Origin of the sequence: Streptomyces lincolnensis (assembly GCF_001685355.1) — a bacterium.
GTDB lineage: Bacteria > Actinomycetota > Actinomycetes > Streptomycetales > Streptomycetaceae > Streptomyces > Streptomyces lincolnensis.
Map to the genome: position 1 here is coordinate 4,466,423 of NZ_CP016438.1, position 21,422 is coordinate 4,487,844.

Below are 21,422 nucleotides of genomic sequence, written 5' to 3' on the forward strand. Positions count from 1 at the left end.
GTGGCCCGAAGGACAGCATTCGCTAGGATCGGGCCATACGATGGGGCCATGAGCCGTGACCCGGAGTTCCGCCCGCACCGCGTGGTCGTCCTCGCCCTCGACGGGCTGCTGCCGTTCGAGCTGGGCATCCCGCACCGGATCTTCGGCCGCCCCAAGGACGCCGGGCGACGGCACCTGTACGAGGTCGTGACCTGCTCGATCCGCCCGCCGGGCCCGGTTCAGACCGACGCCGACTTCGCCGTCCACGTCGAGCACGGACCCGAGGCGCTGGCCACCGCCGACACCGTGATCGTCCCGGCGTCCTACGAACTCGGCCCGGTCTTCGAACAGGGCGTCCTGACCGAGGAACTGGCCGCCGCCCTCGCGCACATCCGCCCCGGCACCCGGCTCGCCTCGATCTGCACCGGCGTGTACGTCCTGGCCGCCGCCGGGTACCTCGACGGCCGCCCCGCCACCACGCACTGGGCCGACGCCGACCGTCTCCAGCGGCTCTTCCCGCGGATCGAGGTCGACCCGGACGTCCTGTTCATCGACGACGGCGACGTCCTGACCTCCGCGGGGGTCGCCGCCGGGATCGACCTGTGCCTGCACATGGTGCGCCGCGACCACGGCACGGCGATCGCCAACGAGGTGGCCCGCCGCACCGTCGTACCGCCGCACCGCGACGGCGGACAGGCCCAGTACATCCACCGTCCCGTGCCGGACCCGCAGCAGGCCACCACGACCTCGGCGCGCGCCTGGGCGCTGGGCCGGCTGCACGAGCCGATCCAGCTGCGGGACATGGCCGAGCAGGAGGCCATGTCGGTGCGGACCTTCACCCGCCGGTTCCGCGAGGAGGTCGGCGTCAGCCCGGGCCAGTGGCTCACCCAGCAGCGCGTGGAGCGGGCCCGGCACCTGCTGGAGTCCACCGGCCTCTCCGTCGACCAGGTCGCCCGCGACGCGGGCTTCGGCACCGCCCAGTCGATGCGCCAGCACCTACAGGCGGCGCTCGGCGTCACCCCCACCGGCTATCGGCGCACCTTCCGCACCAGCGGCGACACCGACGGCCGCTCCCCGAGCCGCGCCTGACACCGCCCGCCGGCTCTCCCCCCACCAGCCGAGCGCCATCAGCAGCAGGCCCAGACCCACGCCGGCCAGGATGGCCGTGGACGGAGCGACCACCTGGAGCAGGGTGCCGGCGAGCGAGCCCGTCGCCGCGTAACCGGCGCCCGCGGCCGCGTACATCACGGAGTACCCGGCGGCCAGGGCCCCGGGCGGCACGGCCTCGCGCAGGGACAGGTTGCGGGTGATCAGCGCACCCGACTGGAGCGTGCCCGCCAGGACGAGGGCGACCGCGATCCCGGCCGCGCCCGGTATCAGCGCGGCGAGCGCCACGAAGGCCGACATGCCGCCCATCAGGACGACACTGCGCGTCCGGAGCCGCCCCGGCCACGACCGCAGTCCGTACAGGAACGCCCCGACGCCCGCTCCCACGGCCAGTCCCGCCAGCATCGGACCGGACCAGCCGACGCCGATGCCCCGCTGCTCCAGCAGGGCGGGCAGGGTCAGCTCGGCCAGGCCGAGCAGGGTGAGGCTCGCCGCGCCCGTGACGTACACCGGCCAGGCGCGGACCAGCACACGGACCTTTACGCGGCCGGTGTCCCCGTCCTCGTCCGCCCCGCCCCAGCCGGCGGGCAGCAGTCGGTGGCCCACGATCGCCGCCGCCATGAGCGCGGCCCCGAGGAGCAGCGGGACGCGCGGGGCGATCCCGAGGGCGAGTCCGGCGACCGCGACCGGGGAGACCGCCCACACCCCGGACATCAGCATCGACTCGGTGGACAGCGCCTGCGCCACGGCGCGTTCGGGGATCAGCGAGGTCAGCAGCGTCCGCTGACCGCCGGCCACCGCGGCCGGCGCGGCACCGGCGAGGAACGCGAACGCGCCGAGCACGAGCGGGTGCGCCCCCGCCAGTACCCCGAGCCCGGCGAACCCCACCGCTCCGCCCGCGAGGCCGAGCGTCAGATGGCGCCGGCCCCGGGCCGGGTCCAGCCGCATCCCGAGGACCGGCGCCCCGGCGATCTCGCCGAGCACATAGGCCGCTGCGAGCGCCGCACCCAGCGAGTAGCCGCCGGGCCGCTCCCGCACCAGGAAGACCAGGGCCAACGGCGCCATGGCGACCGGCATACGGGCGGCGACGGCCGCGCCGGCCCAGATCAGGACCTGCTGGGAGGCGACGTCACGGTAGGTCATGCGTCGACGCTATGCGTCGGCACCGACAGGCCCCCACGGATTTTCCGCAGCCTGTGGACAACCCCGCTTCCGGCGCCCTGTGGACAACCCGGTTTCCCGGAGCCTGTGGACAACCCCGGCCGGGCACAGACACGTCAGAACGTCAGCACCCCCCGAGCCACCCGGCCCGCCTCCGCGTCCCCCGCCGCCTTCTCGAAGTCCTCGACGGGATAGGTCTGCGTCGCCAACTCGTCCAGCAGCAGCCGCCCCTGCCGGTACAGCTCGGCGTAGACCGCGATGTCCCGCTGCGGCCGCGACGACCCGTACCGGCAACCCAGGATCGACTTGTCCAGGTACATCGACGAGACCAGGAAGGACGCCTCGGCGCCCGCGGGCGGGACGCCGAGGAGGATCGCCTGTCCATGGCGGTCCAGCAGGTCGATCGCCTGCCGGATCAGCTCGACCCGCCCGACGCACTCGAAGGCGTGGTCCGCCCCGGTGGGCAGCAGGTCCCGCACCCCTTCCGTCGAGGTCAGGAAGTCGGTCGCGCCGAACGTCCGGGCCACCGCCTCCTTCGCGGGGTTGGCGTCCACGGCCACGATCCGCAGCGCGCCCGCGATGCGCGCGCCCTGGATGACGTTGAGCCCGATCCCGCCCGTGCCGATCACCAGCACACTGTCCCCCTGCCTCACCCCGGCCCGGTTCAGCACGGCACCGACCCCGGTCAGCACCCCGCACCCGATGAGCGCGGCCGACGGCATCGGGATGTCCTTCGGGATCCGCACCGCCTGCACGCCCCGCACCACGGTCCGTTCCGCGAAGGCGGAGTTGGACGCGAACTGGAACACCGGCTGCCCGCCCCGCGTGAACGGCCGCCCCGGCCGCCCGATCGCCTGCCGGCACATCGTGGGCCGCCCCCGGTCGCAGTCGGCGCAGGCCCCGCAGTTGGCGAGCGTGGACAGGGCCACATGATCCCCGGGGGCCACATGCCGCACCCCCGCGCCCACGGCCTCCACCACCCCGGCGCCCTCATGCCCCAGCACCACAGGAACCGGGAAAGGTATGGTCCCGTCCACCACAGACAGGTCGCTGTGGCACAGCCCCGCCGCCGAGATCGCGACCTGCACCTCACCGGGCCCGGGATCCCGTACGACGAGATCGTCCACGACCTCGACCCGCTTGCCGTCGAACACCACGCCACGCATCACACAGCCCCGCCCTTCGGCTCCCTCGGCAGACCGAGCACGCGCTCGGCGATGATCGTGCGCTGGATCTGGTCGGAGCCGCCGTAGATCGTGTCGGCGCGCGAGAACAGGAACTGCCGCTGCGACTCGTCCAGTTCGTACGGCGCAGAGGCCGACCACTCCCCGGGCCCCACCGCCCCCGCCGCGCCCCGCACCAGCATCGCCAGCTCCCCCAGCCGCTGATGCCACCCGCCCCACAGCACCTTGGCCACACTCGGCGCCCCCTGGTCCCCCGAACCCCCGAGCGTCCGCAACGCGTTCCACCGCATCACCCGCAACTCGGCCCACTGCCGCACCAGCCGCTCCCGTACGACGGAGTCCCGCACCGCGCCGGTCGCCACGGCCAGCTCCACGACCCGCCCCAACTCCCGTGCGAACCCGATCTGCTGGGCCAGCGTCGACACCCCCCGCTCGAACCCGAGCAGACTCATCGCGACCCGCCAGCCGCCCCCCTCGCCCCCCACCACATGCTCCGCACGCGCACACGCCCCGTCGAAGAAGACCTCGTTGAACTCACTCGTCCCGGTCATCTGCCGAATCGGCCGCACCTCGATCCGCCCCGGCTGATCCATGGGAACGAGCAGAAAAGTCAGCCCGCGGTGCCGCCGCGACTCCGGATCGCTGCGAGCGAGTACGAAGCACCAGTCCGCCTCCTGCGCGAGCGACGTCCAGATCTTCTGCCCGCTGACCCGGTACGTCCCGTCCGCGCCCCGCTCGGCCTTCGTCCGCACCCCCGCCAGATCCGACCCGGCACCCGGTTCGCTGTACCCCTGACACCACAGCTCGTCCCCGGCCGCGACCGGAGGCAGAAACCGCGACTTCTGCTCCTCCGTCCCATGAGCCAGCAGCGTCGGAGCCAGCAGATTCTCCCCAATATGCCCCGACCGCGAAGGCGCCCCCACCCGCGCGTACTCCTCGGCCCAGGCGACCTGCTGAGTCAGCGTGGCACTCCGATTGCCATATCCACTCTCCGGCCAACCCAGCCCGATCCACCCGGACTTGCCGAGGGTCCGCTCCCAACTCCGACGGTCGGAGGCCCCCTCGACATGAGCCGCAAGCCACTCCCGCGCCTCACCCCGGAACACCTCATCCTCACCAGTGAACCCAAACTCCACGAGGGCTCTCCTCTCAACACCGGTCGAGTCAGCCAACCCAGGGGCGCGGGGAACTGCGCGAACAACCACGAACCACCCGCAGCCGCCCGTGGACAGAACCCCCCGAGCTCTTAGGCATCCGGCCCCCGCACAAGCAACGGCATAGGATCCACCCCCACAGACCCCGGCAAAACCTCCGAGATCATCTCCGGAGTCCAGGACCCGCCGGAGGCATACACAGCCCGCAACTCCCTCGGCTGCGCCCACACCGCAATCTTCGCCCCCGCAACGGTGTACACCTGCCCGGTAACCCCCAGAGCCCGAGCCGCGTCGGACAACAGATAGACCACCAGCGCCGCCACATCCTCCGGCTCACCGATCTCCACCAACCCGCCCGGCACCTTCGCCGACATCCGCGTACGAGCCACCGGCGCCACCGCGTTCGCGGTCACCCCGTACTTGTGCAGCCCCAGCGCCGCACTGCGGACCAGCGAGATCACCCCGCCCTTCGCCGCGCTGTAGTTGGCCTGGGAGACCGACCCCTGGTGATTCCCACTGGTGAATCCGATGAGCGTCCCGGCCCGCTGCTGCCGCATCACCGCGGAGGCGGCCCGGAACACGGTGAACGTGCCCTTCAGATGCGTGGCGATGACCGGGTCCCACTCCTCCTCGGCCATGTTGAACAGCATGCGCTCGCGCAGGATCCCGGCGACGCACACCACCCCGTCGAGCCGCCCGAAGGAGGACAGCGCGACATCGACGACCCGCTGCCCGCCCGCCATCGTGGAGATGTCGTCGGCGACGGCGACCGCTTCCCCGCCGGCCGCCTCGATCTCCTTCACCACGCCCGAGGCGATCTCACTGGTGGGGGACGCTCCGTCCACGGAGACGCCGTAGTCGTTGACGACGACCTGCGCCCCTTCGGCCGCCGCGGCCAGGGCCACCGCCCGGCCGATACCGCGCCCGGCACCCGTCACGGCGACGACCTTGCCTGCCAAGAAGTTCCCCACGCCGGACCCCTTCCCGCGGTTTCTGACGGACCGTTAGATTTTATGACCCGTCAGACCGCAGGACACAAGCCCCGGGAGGGCCCCATGTCACTGCCCGCCGCGTTCCACGACATCGCCAAGCGCGTGAACAACTGGGGCCGTTGGGGGTCGGAGGACGAGATCGGCACGCTCAACCTGATCACCGACGAGGTGGTACGCCGGGCCGCGGCCGAGGTCCGCACGGGGCTCCGTGTCCCCCTCGCCCTGCCGCTGCGGCACGACGGCGTGCAGACCGGGCTGATCCCGGGGCGGGTCAACCCCCTGCACGCGATGACGCAGATCAACCAGGAGATCTTCGGCCCGGGGGCGGTGGCGTGCAGCGACGACGCCGTGACGATGGGGCTCCAGGCGGCCACCCACTGGGACGCGCTCACCCATGTCTCGCACTCGGGCCTGCTCTACAACGGCCGCCCCGCCGCCACCATCACCCCGCACACCGGCGCCGAGTTCAGCGGCATCGACAAGGCACGGCACATCGTCTCGCGGGGCGTGCTCCTGGACGTGGCCCGCGCCCTCGGCACCGACCGCCTGGACGGCGCGCACGCCGTCACCCCGGAGGATCTGGACGCGGCCGAGGAACTCGCCGGCACCCGGGTGCGCGCCGGTGACATCGTGCTCGTACGGACCGGGCAGGTGCAGGTGTATCTGGCCGGCAAGAGGGAGGCGTACGGCCATCCGTCACCGGGGCTGTCCATCCGTACCCCGGAGTGGTTCCACGCGCGGGATGTCGCCGCGGTCGCGAACGACACGCTGACCTTCGAGATCTTCCCGCCCGAGATCGAGGATCTGTGGCTGCCCGTGCACGCGCTGCACCTCGTGGAGATGGGCATGCTCCAGGGCCAGAACTGGAATCTCGAAAAGTTGTCCACAGCCTGTGGAGAAGTTGGCCGCTACAGCTTCCTGCTGTCGGCGATGCCCGAGCCGTTCGTCGGGGCGACCGGCACGCCGGTGGCTCCGGTCGCCCTGCTGTGAGCGGCCCCGCACGGGCAGGTCGGGGCGGCGGTGCGCCCTGCTCGCCCCGAGCCCGGCACGACGCACCACCGACCACTTCCGGCGTACCCGCCCCAACCCCTCTCGGCCCCGAGGGAGCCTGACGCCGAATCACGACCCACACTCGCCGAGGGCCTCCGTCACCGAAGCCCTCGTCGTCCCCTCGCGGCGAATCGCTGACCACCAGCGTGATCAAACGGTCACGCGACGTCAACACCCGTTCGGGGATTTATTACTTATGCACGGTTTCCCGGAGGCGCGCACGGAAGCATGTCCGGCGCACGGACCCTCCGCCGACCTCAGGTCAACAGCGCTTTCTGCGACCGCGCGCCAGGCCGCTGCCAGGCCACCGCGAGGCCCGGGAGATGGGCACGCTCCCGGAAGGCCGTGCGCCGGTCACACGACCTCGAAGGCCAGCCCTTCGTACGCGGAGGCGTCACCGACGCAGATCGTGGCGCGCTCGCCGGAGTCCTCGCACCGGTCCAGTTCACACCAGATGCGCTTGCCGTTGCCCTCGGGGCTCCAGCCCCAGCGGTCGGCGAGGCCGTCGACGAGGGCGAGCCCCCGGCCGCCCGTCTGGTCACCGTCGACGCAGCGCGGCACCGGGGCCCGGTCGCTGTGGTCGGCGACCTCTAGGCGGACGGTGGCCGACTCCGCGACCACCCGCGGCAGACTGAGCCGCAGCACGGCCGGACGGCCGGTGTGCACCACGGCGTTGGTGACCAGCTCGGAGACGAGCAGGATCAGCGTCTCGGCGAGCGGATCGTCGGACCCTATTCCGGACCCGGCGAGCCGCGAGCGGGCCCAGCTCCGGGCCCGCCCCACCTCCGCGGGGTCGGGCCGGATCTCCAGCTGCACTTGAAGCACCTGCACCGCTCACACCATCCGAACCGGCGGACACATAGCCTCGCGCCTCACGAGGGCCACGATCGTAGCCATTTTTTGCATGACCAGAACAACGGCCGGGGGAGCGGCCGGGGCCGGGGTCACGGAACGTGAGTCCCTTGTGAGACAGCATGGTTGACGGAAAGTCACGCCAACAAGCGCTTCGGGCATATTCCAGCGCGAAGGAGTACCCGTGCGCGATACTGTGCGACGCTCGTCGCCAAGGGTCGAACAGGTGGGAACCCGACGGCTTCCCACCCCGCGAACAGCGGCGCGCACCGCCGGATCCGGAGCCACCCCAGGGGCAACACCGGCACGGCTCGTGCTCGGAACCACTCGCATCCCACACAAGGTACCGGAGCCCGCCCGCCTCCCCGGGGCGCGACGAGTCACGCCTAGGACACAACCCGGTATCAACGCTCCGTAATTCCGGTATGCCACAATCCGCGACACGCTTTCGGGCCGACCCCCCGGTATCGCAGTCCAGTGGCCCTGACGGTGGGTCAGGACAGCAGATCACCCGCGAGGACTTCCTCACTCTCCGTGTTCGCGCCGCCACGTTGCGCCCGCACCCACGCCCGCTTGAGGTGCAGGTGCACCTCGCTCTCCCAGGTGAACCCCATGCCGCCGTGCACCTGGAGGCAGTCCCGGGCGCCGCGGACGGCGGCCTCGTCGGCGAGCAGCCGGGCCGCCGCGATGTCGGCCCGGCCGGCGGTGACGGCGGCGGCGTACACCGCCGCGCGGGCCAGCTCCGTCCGCACCAGCATGTCGGCGCACAGATGCTTGACGGCCTGGAAGGCCCCGACCGGCCGTCCGAACTGCTCTCGCGCCCGCGCGTGTTGCACCGCGAGCTCGCACACACGCCCGGCCGTGCCCAGTTGTTCGGCGGCGGTGAGGAGGACGGCGACGGGATCCGCGGCCCTTCGGCGGGACACCGAGTGCAGCGGCGTCAGCGGATCGACGGACCGCAGCGGCACGGCCTCCGCGACACCAGGGGCGCCGGGAACACCATCGGCACCATACGCACCACCATCACCTCGGACACTCCCGTCACCCCCCACCCCGCACACCACGTCCGCCTCCTCCAGCCACTCCACCAGCTCCCCGTCGACGGCCGCCACGACCGTCTCCCCCGTGGCCGCCCCCGGTACCGTGCCCGCCGCGAGGTGGGTGGCCACCAGTGGGCCCGGCAGCAGCGCGCGGCCCGTCTCCTCGAAGGCCAACACCGCCTCCGGCAGGCCGAGTCCGACCCCGCCGTCGGCCTCGGGCAGCCGCAGCGCGAAGAACCCCAGCTCGCCGAGGTCCCGCCACAGCGCACGGTCCAGCCCGGGTTCCGCCACGGCCGCCCGCAGCGCCTCGCCGTCGAAGCGACGGGCCAGCAGCTGCCGTACGGAATCCCGCAACGCCCGCTGGTCGCCGGTGAGTCGGAAACGCATCGTCACGGCCCCTTCGGCAGGCCGAGGATCCGCTCGGCCACGATGTTCCGCTGGATCTGCGAGGTGCCGGCGGCGATGGTGTACGACAGCGAGGACAGCCGGTCGAGGGTCCAGGGGCCGTCGAGGTCGAGGGAGCGGGGCCCGAGGACCTCGGCGGCGGCGTCGTAGAGCTCCTGCCGTGCGTGCGAGTACCGGAGCTTGAAGACCGACCCCCCGACGCCCGGTACGCCGCCCGTCTGTTCGGCCTCGCTGACGTTCCACTGGGTGAGCCGCCACAGGGCGCGGAACTCGGCGTTGAGGCGGCCGAGGCGGCGGCGCAGGACGGGGTCGTCCCAGCGGCCGTTCTCCCGTGCCGTGCGGGCGAGTTCGCCGAGCACGCGCCGGCAGGCCACCACCTCGCCGACGAAGGCCGTACCGCGTTCGAAGGAGAGGGTGACCATGGTGACGCGCCAGCCGTCGTTCTCCTCGCCGACCCGGTTGGCGACCGGGACGCGGACCTCGTCGAGGAACACCTCGGCGAACTCGGCCGACCCGGCGAGGGTGCGCAGCGGCCGGACCGTGATGCCCGGCGTGGACATGGGCATCGCCAGCCAGGTGATGCCCCGGTGCTTCACCGCCGTCGGATCGGTGCGCACCAACAGCTCGCACCAGTCGGCGACTTCGGCGTGGGAGGTCCAGATCTTGGAGCCACTCACGACGTACGTGTCCCCGTCGCGCCACGCGCGCGTGCGCAGCGACGCGAGGTCGGATCCGGCGTCCGGTTCGCTGAAGCCCTGGCACCAGGCCTCCTCGCCGCGCAGGATCGGCGGCAGCCAGCGGGCCTGCTGCTCGTCCGTGCCCTCGGCGGCGATGGTCGGGCCGGCGTGCAGCAGTCCGACGAATCCGGCGCCCACATAAGGGGCGCCCGCCCTCTCGGTCTCCTCCAGGAAGATCAGCCGGGTGGTCGGGGAGGCGTCCCAGTGCACCTGCCCGTACCCGGCGTCGTGGAGCGTCCGCTGCCAGCCGAGGTCGTAGGCGCGGCGGGCGGGCCAGTCCTCGGGGGACGGTTTGGGCGGCAGTGTGGGGAGCGCCTTGGCGAGCCACTCCCGCAGCCGCGCCCGGAACTCCTCCTCCTCGGGCGTGTCCGACAGGTCCATCGCGTCGCTACCGGTCGAAGTCCAGGTCGAGCATGCGGATCGCGTTGCCCCGCATCAGCTTGTAGACCGTCTCGTCGTCGAGGCCCTTGACGTGGTCGAGGGCGACCTCCTTGGTGTGCGGGAAGGTCGAGTCGACGTGCGGGTAGTCGGTCTCGAAAGTGGCGTTGTCGCGTCCCACGACGTCCAGGGACGCCACCCCGTGCTTGTCGCGGAAGAAGCAGCAGAAGATCTGGCGGTAGTAGTACGTCGACGGCGGCTCCGGGATCGTGTCGCGGACGCCGCCCCAGGCGCGGTGCTCCGCCCAGACGTCGTCGGCGCGTTCCAGGGCGTACGGCACCCAGCCCATCTGGCCCTCGGAGTAGGCGAGGGTGAGGCGCGGGAACTTCACCAGGACGCCGCTGAAGAGGAAGTCCATCATCGAGGCCATCGCGTTGTTGAAGGACAGCGAGGCCTGGACGGCGGGCGGGGCGTCCGGGGAGGCGGCCGGCATCTGGGACGACGAGCCGATGTGCATGTTGACGACCGTGCCGGTCTCCTGGCAGACGGCGAAGAACGGGTCCCAGTAGCCGGAGTGGATCGACGGCAGGCCCAGGTGGGTGGGGATCTCGGAGAAGGTCACCGCCTTCACCCCGCGGGCGGCGTTGCGCCGGATCTCCGCCACGGCGAGGCCGACGTCCCATAGCGGGATCAGACAGAGCGGGATGAGACGGCCGCCGCTGCCGGCGCACCACTCCTCGACCATCCAGTCGTTGTAGGCGCGCACACAGGCGAGCGCGACCTCCTTGTCGTGCGCCTCGGCGAAGGTCTGTCCGCAGAAGCGGGGGAAGGAGGGGAAGCAGAGGGAGGCCTCGACGTGGTTGAGGTCCATGTCCTTGAGCCGCTCGACGGGGTCCCAGCAGCCCGGCCGCATCTCCTCACGGGTGATGCCCTCCAGCGTCATCTCGTCGCGGTCGAAGCCGACGGCGGCGATGTTGCGCTTGTACGGGAACTTCAGGTCCTCGTAGATCCACCAGTCGGTCGGCTGGCCGTCCGGGTCCATCGTGATCCGGTACTTGCCGCCCACGTAGGCGAGTTCACCGATCCCGGCGGTGAGGGGCCGCGGGCCGCGCTCCCGGTACTTCTTCGGCAGCCAGGTCTCGAAGAGGTGCGCGGGCTCGATCACGTGGTCGTCGACGCTGATGATGCGGGGCAGTTCGGTCATGGGTCCCCCCACTCGGCCGTACCGATATCTGATGGACCGTCAGATCTACCGTCACAAGCAGGCTAGTGCCAGGCCCCTGGACCGACAAGGCGCCGAGCCCTACGCTCTGGCCACTATCTGACTGCCCGTCAGCTATACAGGGGGCCCCGCCGTGAACGACACCGCGCACGCGCTCAGCACCTCCCGCACCCTCTGGGACCTGGTCACCGCCCGCGCCGACCTCACCCCCGACCGTCCGGTCCTCCTCCAGGGCGACCGGGCGCTGGGCTTCGGAGAGCTGCGGGACCGCGCCGAACGGGTCGCGGCCGGCCTGTACGACCTCGGCGTGCGCCCCGGCACGGTGGTCGCCTGGCAGCTGCCCACCCGTATCGAGACGGTCCTGCTCTCCTGCGCGCTGGCCCGTCTGGGCGCCGTGCAGACCCCGGTCATCCCCTTCTATCGGGACCGCGAGGTCGCCTTCGCGCTGCGCGAGTCCAAGGCGGAGTACTTCGCCGTACCGGGCGAGTGGCGCGGCTTCGACCACACCGGGATGGCCCACCGCCTGGGCGCCAAGGGCGTCTTCGAGGCCTACGACCGGCTCCCCGACGCGGACCCGCGGATGCTCCCCGCCCCGCCCGCCGACGGCCGCCCGGTCCGCTGGATCTACTGGACCTCCGGCACCACCTCCGACCCCAAGGGCGTCCTGCACACCGACCGCTCCCTGATCGCGGGCGGCTCCTGCCTCGCCCACGCCCTGCGCCCGACCGCCGCCGACGTCGGCTCGATCGCCTTCCCCTACGCCCACATCGGCGGCCCGGACTACCTGGTGATGATGCTGCTCTACGGCTTCCCCGCGGTGCTGTTCGAGCAGTTCGCACTGCCGGGCGCGCTGGAGGGCTTCCGCCGGCACGGGGTGACGATCGCGGGCGGGTCGACGGCGTTCTACTCGATGTTCCTGGCCGAACAGCGCAAGCGGCCGGACCGGAAGGTCGTCCCCACGTTACGGCTGCTCGCGGGCGGTGGGGCTCCCAAGCCGCCGGAGCTCCACCACGCCGTCGTACGGGAGATGGGCGTACAGCTCACCCACGGATACGGCATGACCGAGGTGCCGATGATCACGATGGGGGCGCCGGACGACAGCGCGGAGATGCTGGCGACGACGGAGGGGCGGCCGCCGGAGGGGATGGAGATACGGATCGTGGACGGGGAGGTGCGGCTGCGGGGGGAGGCCGTCTGTCAGGGGTATCTGGATCCGGCGCAGACCGCGGCGGCCTTCGACGAGGAGGGGTTCCTGCGCACCGGGGACCTCGGGCGGCTGACGGACAGCGGGCATCTGGTGCTCACCGGGCGGCTGAAGGACGTGATCATCCGCAAGGGCGAGAACGTCTCGGCACAGGAGATCGAGGACCTGCTGCACGGGCACCCGCTGGTCGGCGACGTGGCGGTGATCGGGCTGCCGGACACCGAGCGCGGTGAGCTGGTGTGCGCGGTGGTGGAACAGCCGCCGGGCGCCGGGGAGCTGACCTTGGAGGCGGTGACGTCGTATCTGCGCGCGGAAGGGCTGTCGACGCACAAGCTGCCGGAGCGGCTGGAGGTCGTGGACGCCCTTCCGCGGGGCGAGACGCTGCGCAAGGTGCTCAAGTACAAGCTGCGCGAACGCTTCTCGGGGAGCTGACGGTCACCCAGGGACGGTCACTCGGGAACGGTGAAGAAGCGGGCGAAGGCGGTCACGATCTCCGTCTCGCCGATCCTGCCGTCGGTGTCCGCGTCGAGGGCGGTGGCGGCCGTCCGGGCGGCCTCCTCCTCCGCGCCGAGGGCCTTGATCACCCGCACGGTGTCCTCGACGGTGGCCCGGCCGTCCTCGTCGCCGTCCGCCACGGCCAGGGCCGCGTGCAGGAAGGGGCGGGCGATCTCGGCGAACCGGTCGGGGTTGTCGCGCAGGCGCTTGACCGCGCCGCCCACGAACTCCTCCCGGGTGATCCGCTGGTCACCGTCCCGGTCCGCTATGCCGGCCATGCCCTGCCAGAACGCCTCCGCGCCGATGTACAGGGCCTGGCCCTTGTCGGAGCGGGCCGCCGTACCGAACTCGTCCAGCAGCGCCTTGGCCGCCGTGTTGAAGTCCGCGCGGTCGATGTAGCCGTTGCCGTCCTGGTCGAAGATGGCGAACCGGGCGGCGATCCTGCCCTCGTACTCGCTGCTGACCATGTCTCTTCGGGCCGCCTTACGTCACGTCGGGGTGTATCTGGCACGGAGCGTACGACGGGAGGGGGCCTTCGAGCGGGCGAAAGCTGCGGTTGTGCCAAGACCGGGGGAATTTCGGGACAACGATGTGGCAGTGGTGGTGAGCGATGTCACGCCGGCTGCGGTCATTCCGACAGGGGGTCACGCCGACAGGGGGTCCACGTCCTCCCGGACGGCCGAGTCCAGGTCCGGGTGGACGTCGAACAGGCGGCGGACGCCCAGGGCGGCCAGCACCCGGTTGACGTGCGAGCCGTCCACGGCGCCGTTGGCCGGGAGTATCAGGCGCAACCTGCCCTGGCAGGAGCGGATCAGACGGCGGGCGGCGATGAGCACGCCGACGCCGCTGGAATCGCAGAAGAACACCTCGGAGAGGTCCAGGACGATGCTGTGGCGGCCCTCGGCCACGGCGTCGTGCACCCGTTGCCGCAGCGCGGGTGACGTCACCAGATCCAGCTCGCCCGACACCTGGAGCACGGCCCACTGGCCCTGCCCCTCGCCGGTCACATTGAACACCACCACCATGCCCTTCGCTCGCCGGAAAGCAAACGGAAGCGCTTCTTACGCTTCCTTGCAGCGCGGCTGCCCAGCGGCCGTTCCCTGAAACACCGGCCCAGAAACAGAAATCGATCGAAAGAGGCTTGTTCTGGTCGCCTTCGATCCTGTTCGATCGTGTCTGATCGCCGCGCGAGCGGGTAGGCACGCCGCAGGGCGGGCGGAGGAAGAAAGAGGAAGGGAAGAGAAAGCGCGGACGAAGGTCCACTACCACCCACGGCCTCTCCGGGGGCGCACATTGCCACAAAGGGGCGTGCGCCGTGAGAGGTGCCGACTACATTCGAGGAGACGGTGGGCGCAGGCTTGACGGGGACACGGGCAGGGTGAGGGGGCCGCATGGCGAAGAAGGACGCACCGCCCCGCTGGGACCGCAAGATGCAGCAGCGACTCGCACGCGGTGAGGCGGCCGCCCTCGGCGAGCTCTACGACCGGTTCGCCTCCCTCGTGCACGGGCTGGCCCACCGCGTGCTCGGGGACGAGCGCGCCGCCGACGGCATCACCCGCGAGGTCTTCGTCCACGTCTGGGAACACCCCGACGCCTACGACCCCAAGCAGGGCCCCCTGCGCTCCTGGGTGGCCACCCTCACCCACCGCCTCGCCGTGCAGCGGCTGCGCGCCACCGAGACCGCCGCGCTGGCCCAGGAGGGCCACGGCTCCACCGAGGACCTGGAGCTGAAGGTCCGCCACGCCTCGGTCGCCGCCCGCGCCGACTACATCGTCCAGTCCATGCCCGTCCCGCTGCGCGCCGCCCTGGAGCTGGCCTACTTCCAGCGCCGCGACTACCGCCAGACCGCCGCCGACCTCGGCGTCACCGAGGACGAGGCCCGCCGCCGCCTCCGCCTCGGCCTGCAACTGCTGGCCACGGCCCACGACAGCGCGGCCCCCGGGGCACCGCCCGGATACGGGGGTGCGGCGTGAGCGGAGCCGGCCGCTTCGAGGCGTACGACGGCCCGGACGAGCCCGAGGACCCGACGGATCCCGAGAACCCCGGGGACCTCGGGGATCCCGAAGCCAAGGACACCGGGGAGGGTCACGACGGCTCCGGCGGCCAGGGCGACGCCGCCGGTCCCGGCGGTCCGGACGACCCCGGCAACGGCGACTCCCCCGACTCCGACCCGGACCCGCACCGCCCGCCCCGCATACCCATGCCCCGCGCCTCCGTCGAGGACGGCGGGCGCCCGCTGCCCACCCTGGAGGAGCTGGGCGACCTGGCACCGCCACCGGCCCCGCTCGTCCTGGAGCACCCCGTCCTGAAGGCACTCCTCGGGGCCTGGGCACTGGCCGCCTGCTCGCCGGAGGAGACGCTCGCCGTCGAGGAACACCTCGGCGACTGCGGAAGCTGCGCGGACGAGGCGCTGCGGCTGCGGGAGGCGGTCGGCCTGCTCCAGCGCCCGGAGAGCCTCGACCTGGACCCCGGCCTGCGCACCCGCGTCCTGGACAGCTGCCTGGACCGGCGCCCGCCACGCATCCCGGTGCCCGGGTGGGCGACGCCGTACGACGCGGAGACCGCCCGCCTCGACGCGCTGCTCCAGGACTTCGGCGACGCCGAGTGGCACGCGCCGGTCCGCCTGCGCTGGTTCGAGGGCGAGCGCCAGTCCAGCCGCCGCACGACGGTCGCCGGGGTCATCGCCCACCTGCTGACGGTCGACGGCCTGGTCGCGGTCGCCCTCGGTCTCGACGACCCGCTGGGCGACGCCGCCGGGGCACCGACGCCCGCCGCGCGCACCGAGGCGTACTGGCGCGCCTCCCACTACCCGCCCACCCGTTCCGTCCGCGCGCCCTGGCGCGAGCAGAGCCACGACCTGGTGCGCACGGTCTCCTTCACGGGCGGCACCACCGGCCGGCTGGCCGTCTCCTACGGGGACTTCGAGCTGCCGTTGCACGACGCGATGCTCGACCGCGCCTTCGAGTGCTGGGTCCACGCGGAGGACATCGCCGAGGCGGTCGACTACCCGTACGCCGCGCCCTCCGCCCGCCACCTCAACCGCATGATCGACCTCGCGGCCCGCATGCTGCCCACCGTCCTCGCGGTGCGCCGCCACAGCGGCCTCGCCTCACCGGCCGCGGGCCGCCACCTCGTCCCCGCCGGCGAGCCCGGCCGCAGCCTCCGCCTGGAGATCGAGGGCCACGGCGGCGGCACCTGGCTCATCCCCCTCGACTCCCCCGGCGCGGTGGGCTCCGCCGAGCACGAGGTCGCGCACGTCGCGCTGGACGGGGTGGAGTTCTGCCATCTCGCCGCGGGTCATGTGTCACCGGAGGAAGCGGCGGCGGGTCAGCAGGGGGATCGGGACGCGATCCGGGACGTACTGTTCGCGGCGGCGTCGTTGAGCCGGATGTAGCCGGATGTAGGGGCGGGTTGCGGGTTCGTCGGCGGCTGCGGGTTGTTCGTGGTTGCTCGCGCAGTTCCCCGCGCCCCTTGACAGGCACCGTTGCCTTTCCAGGGGCGCGGGGAACTGCGCGACCAGCCCCCACCAACCCGCAGCCGCCCTACGACAAGAACCCCCGAGCTCCTAGGCGAACACAACCGTCCGCCGCCCGTTCAACAGAATCCGCCGCTCCGCATGCCACTTCACGGCCCGCGCCAGCGCCTGGCACTCGACATCCCGCCCGATCGCCACGAGCTGGTCCGGCGCGACGTCGTGCGCCACCCGCTCGACCTCCTGCTCGATGATCGGCCCCTCGTCGAGATCCGCGGTCACGTAATGCGCCGTCGCCCCGATCAGCTTCACACCCCGCGCATGCGCCTGGTGGTACGGCTTCGCGCCCTTGAAGCTCGGCAGGAACGAGTGGTGGATGTTGATGATCCGCCCGCTGAGCTGCTTGCACAGTTCGTCGGAGAGCACCTGCATGTACCGGGCGAGCACGACCAGCTCGACGCCCTGCTCCCGCACGAGTTCCAGCAGCCGCGCCTCCGCCTCGGCCTTCGTGTCCTTCGTGACCGGAATGTGGTGGAAGGGGATGTCGTAGGACTTCACGAGCTCGGCGTAGTCGGTGTGGTTGGACACCACCGCGGCGATCTCCACCGGCAGCGCCCCGATGCGGGCGCGGAAGAGCAGGTCGTTCAGGCAGTGGCCGAACTTGCTGACCATGAGGACGATCCGCATCCGGTCCTCGACCCGGTGGATCTGCCAGTCCATGTGGAAGGCGTCACCGATCGCCGTGAAACTGGCCCGGAGTTTGTCCACCGTCACCGGCGCCTCCGCCGAGAAGTGGACGCGCATGAAGAACAGTCCCGTGTCGTGGTCGCCGAACTGCTGACTGTCCTCGATGTTGCAGCCGGTCATGAAGAGGTAGCTCGACACGGCGTGCACGATGCCCTGCTTGTCGGGACAGGCGAGAGTGAGGACGTACTGGTCGGAGGCGGCGGCTTGACCGGACTGCTCGTTCATGCAGGACAGGGTCGCATATCACGCCACCCCCACCGGTCCGCCGTCTCGCCACGCGGACCTCAAACCACTCGGAACACGCCACCGACCGGAACACGCCACTACGCGGAGCGCGTCATGATGTGCAGCACCTCCAGCGTGCGCGGGGGCGCGTCCGGGTCCTCGGCGTCGGCCGTGGCCATCCGTACGTGCGCGTCCCGTGCCGCCCGGACCGCGTCCGGCCAGCCCTGGTGGTCCATGTAGGCGGAGACCGGGGCGTCGGGACCGACCTGGTGCATGATCCGCAGCACGCGCAGGACGGCGGTGTCGACGAGGGCCGCCTCCTGGGAGTCCCGGAAGATCGTGCCGACGTACTTCTCGGCGGACCAGTTGTCCAGCCAGGTGTCCTCGACCAGGCGGTACACCGCGTCGGTCACGTCTCCGTACCCGTCCGCGCCCGCCAGCCAGACGTCCCGCTGGAACACGGGGTCGGAGAGCATGTGCAGCGCGGAGCGCACATTGCTGCGCCAGCGCCACCACGGCATGTCGTTGAGTGGCATGCCGCCCATGGTGGACGAGCGACGGCTGCGACGGGAAGAGTTCTCCGAACCTTGCACGGTCATCGATCGTACGTTCCCCTCCTCGGAGGTCCCCCGACCCCCCTCTGTTCACCTTCACGTCACCGGTCGACAACCAAGAGTCACTCTCGGGTTAGCGATGTGACGGAAGCGTGTGTGCCCATGACCTGCAGGCGACGCACCCGCAGCACCTTCCTCCCCAAGCTCCCCCGGCCCGTCAGAGCCACCGCCCTCGCGGCAGGAGCACTCGCGGCGAGTGTGTCGCTCACCACCGGATGCGGGGTCGTCCCCGGTGCCACGGGGGGCTCCGGGGACGATCCGATCAAGGTCATGACCTGGGCTCCGGAGGATACCAACGCCACCAACAAACCCGGCATGCCCGCCTTCGCGCAGGCCTACGCCCGCTGGGTCAACGCCCACGGCGGTCTCGACGGCCGCGAGCTCACCGTCCTGACCTGCAACGAGCGCAACGACAGCCTGGCCGCCGCGCGGTGCGCCCAGCGCGCGGTCGACGAGGGCGTGGTCGCCGTCGTCGGCTCCTACAGCCAGTACGCCGACTCGTTCCTGCCGCCCCTGGAGGGCGCGGGCATCCCCTACATAGGCGGCTACGGCCTCACCACCGACGAGTTCACCAGCCCGCTCTCCTACCCCGTCAACGGCGGCCAGCCCACCCTCCTGGCCGGGCTCGGCAGGGCCCTGGCGGGCTGCGGGCCCGTCGCGCTGGTCCGGCCCGACACCATCGCGGGCGACGCCCTGCCCTCCCTGCTCGACTCCGGCCTCACCGCGGGCGGCCACGCGGGCACCCAGGACGTGCGGGCGGCGGAGGACGCCACCGAGTACTCCGGGAAGGCGGACCAGGCGCTGGACAGGACGACCACGGACCCGGCGAAGCAGGGGTGTGTGGTGCCCGCGCTCGGTGACCGCACCGACACCTTCATGGACTCCTTCCGGCGCGCCCGCGAGGACCACACCGACGTCCGCACCGCCATGGTGCTCGGCAACGTCGACCAGACGGTGATCAACGCCTCCGGCGGCGCGTCCGGGCCGTACGAGGGCTCGTACATCACCGGCTGGTACCCGGTGGAGACGGACGCGCGCTGGGATCCGATGAAGAAGGTCATCAGCGAGCAGGCCTTCGACGACAACCGCATCGACGCCGCGGACGCCGGGGTGCAGACCACCTGGATCGCCTACACGGTCCTCAAGGAGATCGTCGAGTCGCTGGGCGGCGGCCAGGTGACCGCCGACGCCGTCCACAAGGCCCTGGACAACGGTCTGAAGGTCACCACGGGCGGACTGACGCCGACGCTGAAGTGGCGCTTCCAGGGCCCGCTCGCGGCCGTCGGCTATCCGCGGCTGGTCAACACCGACGTGACCCTCCAGGTCGTCCGGGAGGGCCGGCTGGTGTCCGCCAGGAAGGGCTTCACCGACGTGACGGACACCCTGAAGAACGCCGACCTGGACTGAGTCACAACTGCGTGGGCTGCCGCTCCGTCAGACCGTAGGTCTTCGCGATCGCGTTCCACAGCTCGGCCGCCCTGACCTTCTCGGTGCTGGCGGTGCCGCTCGCCCGGTTGCCGGCCTGGGTCTGGCCGGTGACGGCGGCCCTGCCCTTCTTGCAGCCCTTCTTGCCGGCCGTCTGGTCGGCCCAGGCCGCGTAGTGGTTGTCGGCCGACGCGGACGCCTGCCAGGCCTTGGTGAGGGCGTCGGTCAGCGCCGCGTGCTCGGGCAGCCTGTCCACCGAGATCCTGGACAGCCGGGTCACCAGACCGGTCCGCTGCTGGGCCGCGCCCCGCAGGTCCTTGGCCGCCTGCCCCAGTTCCTTGCAGGACTTCACGTCCTCCACCGCGTTGATCACGGTCGTCCGGCTGCTGCCGCTGTCCGCGAGCAGCTTGTCCAGCGCGACCGCCTGCTGCTCCGCCGGATCGGCGGACGGCGAGGCGGACTCGCTCGCGGGAGCCGCGGCGGAGACCGGCTGGTTCTTGCCGTCCTTCTGGTCGTCGCCCCCGCCGCCGCCCTCGGCGAGCAGCGCCCCGGCGCCGATCCCGAGGACGGCGATCCCGACCCCGACGGCGGCGATCACAGGCAGCCGGGATCGGCTACGACCGCCCCGGCCGCGTCCCTCGTCGCCGTGACCGCCCGGACGGCCGCCGCCTGCCTGCGGGGGGAAGTACCCCGACGGACCGGCCGGCGCGGGCTCGGGCTGCTGGAAGCGGGGCATCTGCTGGGTGGCCCCGGCCGGGCCCGGTTCGCTGCGGAAGAGGTTGTCGAACTCGGCGGGCGGCTGCCGCTCCCCGCCGTAGGGCGCGCCCGCGGGCTGCTGACCCGGGACGGGCGCGATGAACTGGGTGGGCTCGGCGTCCGGGTTGGCGGGGGGCAGCGGTCCGGCTCCGGGCCGGGAGCCGTCCCTCGGCGTACGGCCCAGGAACTGCGTCGACTCACCGGACGCCGGGGCGCCCGTCTCCGGCGGCAGCGCCCCGGGGCCGACGGGCGGAATGTACTGGGTCACGCCCTCCGGGCCGCCGTCGGCCGCGACCGGCGGTATGTACTGCGTGGCGCCCTCGTCGGCGGGCGGCAGGGGGGCACCGCCGACGGGAGCGTCGTAGGCACTGGCGGGAGGCAGGGGCGCTCCTCCGGCCGGCCGGCCGTAGGGGTCCGCGGGGGGCATAGGAGCGCTCCCGCCGTGGGCGCCGTAGCCGCCGGTGGGCTGGGTGCCGTGGTGGCCGCTCTCCGGCGGCAGGGGGGAGCCGTAGGGGCCGGCCGGCGGAACGGCGTCCGGTCTGACGGGCGGCAGGTAGTAGGAGGTGGGCGGGTTGTCGTCGTGCCCGGTGGGCTGCTGCGGGGCGCCGGTCCCCGCGGAGTACGCGTCGGCGCCGTACGCCGGGGCCTGCGCGCCCTCGGAGGGCAGCGGCTGGGAGGTGGACGGGGACTGGGGCGGCATGCCGCCCGGGGTCTCCTGCCCGCTCCAGTGGCCGGAGGGCGCCGAGGTGCCCTGCTCGGGGGTGCCCCAGGACTGCGCGGGCGGCGACGACCAGCCCTGTTCCTGCTGCGGTACGGGGTGCTGCTGGTCCGGACCCCAGGGTGTGCCCCAGGCCTGACCGCCGGCCGGTGCCGCGGCCGACGCGGGCGGCTGCCCGGGCGCCTGTCCCTGCGGCGCGGCGGACGCCTGCCCGTACACCTGGTCGTAGGCCGACTCGTAGGTCTGGCCGGACGTCTGGCCGGTCTGGCCGTACTCCGCATCCGGGGGCTGACCGGTCGTCCGACCGTTCTCCTGGCCGTACGCGGCGTCGGGCGTCTGGTGCTGTGGGCCGGGTCGGCCGCCGTAGCCGCCCGTCATTCCCGGCAGCAGGGGTTCCCCACCGTCGGAGGGCAGCACGATGCCTTCGCGCGCTTCGCGCGCCGAGGGCTCCTCGCCCTGTCCACTCTGCGTCACCGGGACTCCTACTAATGGGGGACCTTCGGAA

19 protein-coding genes are annotated in these 21,422 nt (G+C 72.2%); 6 read left to right on the top strand and 13 right to left on the bottom strand.

The window, feature by feature from the left end:
• Positions 1 to 48: 48 nt before the first annotated feature.
• Positions 49 to 1,068 (top strand): GlxA family transcriptional regulator, encoded by a 1,020-nt coding sequence (locus tag SLINC_RS19740; protein ID WP_067434666.1) that lies wholly within the window; start codon positions 49 to 51, stop codon positions 1,066 to 1,068.
• Here SLINC_RS19740 and SLINC_RS19745 read toward each other — a convergent pair.
• The 4 genes from SLINC_RS19745 to SLINC_RS19760 all read right to left on the bottom strand — a co-directional run bounded on the left by SLINC_RS19745 (position 976) and on the right by SLINC_RS19760 (position 5,556).
• The gene (locus tag SLINC_RS19745; protein ID WP_067434669.1) at positions 976 to 2,229 is read right to left on the bottom strand and encodes an MFS transporter; all 1,254 of its coding nucleotides are present in this window, start codon (positions 2,227 to 2,229) and stop codon (positions 976 to 978) included. The genes SLINC_RS19740 and SLINC_RS19745 overlap by 93 nt on opposite strands.
• Positions 2,230 to 2,363: 134 nt before the next feature.
• Positions 2,364 to 3,413 carry a Zn-dependent alcohol dehydrogenase gene (locus SLINC_RS19750; protein ID WP_067434672.1) on the bottom strand — a complete coding sequence of 350 codons (1,050 nt, stop codon included), beginning with the start codon at positions 3,411 to 3,413 and terminating at the stop codon, positions 2,364 to 2,366.
• Positions 3,413 to 4,567 carry an acyl-CoA dehydrogenase family protein gene (locus SLINC_RS19755; protein WP_067434674.1) on the bottom strand — a complete coding sequence of 385 codons (1,155 nt, stop codon included), beginning with the start codon at positions 4,565 to 4,567 and terminating at the stop codon, positions 3,413 to 3,415. The genes SLINC_RS19750 and SLINC_RS19755 overlap by 1 nt, the downstream gene beginning before the upstream one ends.
• A gap of 110 nt (positions 4,568 to 4,677) precedes the next feature.
• Entirely contained in the window at positions 4,678 to 5,556 is an 879-nt protein-coding gene (locus tag SLINC_RS19760) for an SDR family NAD(P)-dependent oxidoreductase (RefSeq protein ID WP_067434678.1), read from the bottom strand.
• An 84-nt stretch (positions 5,557 to 5,640) separates the two neighbouring features.
• Here SLINC_RS19760 and SLINC_RS19765 point away from each other — a divergent pair, with 84 nt between their 5' ends.
• Positions 5,641 to 6,567, top strand: a complete 927-nt coding sequence (locus SLINC_RS19765; RefSeq protein ID WP_067434681.1) for a cyclase family protein — start codon at positions 5,641 to 5,643, stop codon at positions 6,565 to 6,567.
• A gap of 414 nt (positions 6,568 to 6,981) precedes the next feature.
• On the opposite strand, the gene SLINC_RS19770 is transcribed toward SLINC_RS19765, so the two are convergent.
• From SLINC_RS19770 to SLINC_RS19785, 4 genes are all read right to left on the bottom strand, one after another.
• Complete coding sequence (locus SLINC_RS19770; RefSeq protein ID WP_107406637.1) at positions 6,982 to 7,458, bottom strand: ATP-binding protein; 477 nt, start codon at positions 7,456 to 7,458, stop codon at positions 6,982 to 6,984.
• Between the two features lie 515 nt (positions 7,459 to 7,973).
• Positions 7,974 to 8,906, bottom strand: coding sequence for an acyl-CoA dehydrogenase family protein (locus SLINC_RS19775; protein ID WP_067434687.1), 933 nt, complete (start codon positions 8,904 to 8,906; stop codon positions 7,974 to 7,976).
• Positions 8,907 to 8,908: 2 nt separating this feature from the next.
• Positions 8,909 to 10,042, bottom strand: a complete 1,134-nt coding sequence (locus SLINC_RS19780; RefSeq protein ID WP_067434688.1) for an acyl-CoA dehydrogenase family protein — start codon at positions 10,040 to 10,042, stop codon at positions 8,909 to 8,911.
• 7 nt (positions 10,043 to 10,049) lie between these two features.
• The gene (locus tag SLINC_RS19785) at positions 10,050 to 11,243 is read right to left on the bottom strand and encodes an amidohydrolase family protein (RefSeq protein ID WP_067434689.1); all 1,194 of its coding nucleotides are present in this window, start codon (positions 11,241 to 11,243) and stop codon (positions 10,050 to 10,052) included.
• A gap of 151 nt (positions 11,244 to 11,394) precedes the next feature.
• Between SLINC_RS19785 and SLINC_RS19790 the strand changes: the two genes are divergently transcribed.
• Positions 11,395 to 12,897 (top strand): class I adenylate-forming enzyme family protein, encoded by a 1,503-nt coding sequence (locus SLINC_RS19790; protein WP_067434692.1) that lies wholly within the window; start codon positions 11,395 to 11,397, stop codon positions 12,895 to 12,897.
• Between the two features lie 17 nt (positions 12,898 to 12,914).
• Here the strand turns inward: SLINC_RS19790 and SLINC_RS19795 are convergent, their stop codons facing one another.
• Both SLINC_RS19795 and SLINC_RS19800 read right to left on the bottom strand, forming a co-directional pair.
• Positions 12,915 to 13,427 (bottom strand): EF-hand domain-containing protein, encoded by a 513-nt coding sequence (locus SLINC_RS19795; protein WP_067434695.1) that lies wholly within the window; start codon positions 13,425 to 13,427, stop codon positions 12,915 to 12,917.
• A 177-nt stretch (positions 13,428 to 13,604) separates the two neighbouring features.
• Positions 13,605 to 13,985: an STAS domain-containing protein gene (locus SLINC_RS19800; protein WP_067434697.1), complete on the bottom strand. Its 381-nt coding sequence runs from the start codon at positions 13,983 to 13,985 to the stop codon at positions 13,605 to 13,607.
• Between the two features lie 366 nt (positions 13,986 to 14,351).
• Between SLINC_RS19800 and SLINC_RS19805 the strand changes: the two genes are divergently transcribed.
• On the top strand, positions 14,352 to 14,933 hold the full coding sequence (locus SLINC_RS19805) for a sigma-70 family RNA polymerase sigma factor (RefSeq protein ID WP_067434700.1): 582 nt from the start codon (positions 14,352 to 14,354) through the stop codon (positions 14,931 to 14,933).
• On the top strand, positions 14,930 to 16,354 hold the full coding sequence (locus tag SLINC_RS19810; protein ID WP_067434704.1) for a zf-HC2 domain-containing protein: 1,425 nt from the start codon (positions 14,930 to 14,932) through the stop codon (positions 16,352 to 16,354). The genes SLINC_RS19805 and SLINC_RS19810 overlap by 4 nt, the downstream gene beginning before the upstream one ends.
• A gap of 171 nt (positions 16,355 to 16,525) precedes the next feature.
• Here SLINC_RS19810 and purU read toward each other — a convergent pair whose 3' ends face one another.
• Positions 16,526 to 17,404 (bottom strand): formyltetrahydrofolate deformylase, encoded by an 879-nt coding sequence (purU, locus tag SLINC_RS19815; RefSeq protein WP_067434707.1) that lies wholly within the window; start codon positions 17,402 to 17,404, stop codon positions 16,526 to 16,528.
• Positions 17,405 to 17,502: 98 nt separating this feature from the next.
• Positions 17,503 to 18,003: an SCO4402 family protein gene (locus tag SLINC_RS19820; protein ID WP_079164615.1), complete on the bottom strand. Its 501-nt coding sequence runs from the start codon at positions 18,001 to 18,003 to the stop codon at positions 17,503 to 17,505.
• Between the two features lie 117 nt (positions 18,004 to 18,120).
• Here SLINC_RS19820 and SLINC_RS19825 point away from each other — a divergent pair, with 117 nt between their 5' ends.
• Positions 18,121 to 19,425 carry an ABC transporter substrate-binding protein gene (locus SLINC_RS19825; RefSeq protein ID WP_067434713.1) on the top strand — a complete coding sequence of 435 codons (1,305 nt, stop codon included), beginning with the start codon at positions 18,121 to 18,123 and terminating at the stop codon, positions 19,423 to 19,425.
• A gap of 1 nt (position 19,426) precedes the next feature.
• On the opposite strand, the gene SLINC_RS19830 is transcribed toward SLINC_RS19825, so the two are convergent.
• Positions 19,427 to 21,391, bottom strand: coding sequence for a hypothetical protein (locus SLINC_RS19830; protein WP_107406638.1), 1,965 nt, complete (start codon positions 21,389 to 21,391; stop codon positions 19,427 to 19,429).
• Positions 21,392 to 21,422: the final 31 nt, after the last annotated feature.

Bases quoted from the DNA above. Each gene is read 5' to 3' on its own strand.
- SLINC_RS19780 (WP_067434688.1), bottom strand. From the start codon at position 10,042: ATGGACCTGTCGGACACGCCCGAGGAGGAGGAGTTCCGGGCGCGGCTG.
- SLINC_RS19775 (WP_067434687.1), bottom strand. From the start codon at position 8,906: ATGCGTTTCCGACTCACCGGCGACCAGCGGGCGTTGCGGGATTCCGTA.
- SLINC_RS19805 (WP_067434700.1), top strand. From the start codon at position 14,352: ATGGCGAAGAAGGACGCACCGCCCCGCTGGGACCGCAAGATGCAGCAG.
- SLINC_RS19745 (WP_067434669.1), bottom strand. From the start codon at position 2,229: ATGACCTACCGTGACGTCGCCTCCCAGCAGGTCCTGATCTGGGCCGGC.
- SLINC_RS19795 (WP_067434695.1), bottom strand. From the start codon at position 13,427: ATGGTCAGCAGCGAGTACGAGGGCAGGATCGCCGCCCGGTTCGCCATC.
- SLINC_RS19820 (WP_079164615.1), bottom strand. From the start codon at position 18,003: ATGACCGTGCAAGGTTCGGAGAACTCTTCCCGTCGCAGCCGTCGCTCG.
- SLINC_RS19765 (WP_067434681.1), top strand. From the start codon at position 5,641: ATGTCACTGCCCGCCGCGTTCCACGACATCGCCAAGCGCGTGAACAAC.
- purU (WP_067434707.1), bottom strand. From the start codon at position 17,404: ATGAACGAGCAGTCCGGTCAAGCCGCCGCCTCCGACCAGTACGTCCTC.
- SLINC_RS19800 (WP_067434697.1), bottom strand. From the start codon at position 13,985: ATGGTGGTGGTGTTCAATGTGACCGGCGAGGGGCAGGGCCAGTGGGCC.
- SLINC_RS19825 (WP_067434713.1), top strand. From the start codon at position 18,121: ATGACCTGCAGGCGACGCACCCGCAGCACCTTCCTCCCCAAGCTCCCC.
- SLINC_RS19785 (WP_067434689.1), bottom strand. From the start codon at position 11,243: ATGACCGAACTGCCCCGCATCATCAGCGTCGACGACCACGTGATCGAG.
- SLINC_RS19750 (WP_067434672.1), bottom strand. From the start codon at position 3,413: ATGCGTGGCGTGGTGTTCGACGGCAAGCGGGTCGAGGTCGTGGACGAT.
- SLINC_RS19740 (WP_067434666.1), top strand. From the start codon at position 49: ATGAGCCGTGACCCGGAGTTCCGCCCGCACCGCGTGGTCGTCCTCGCC.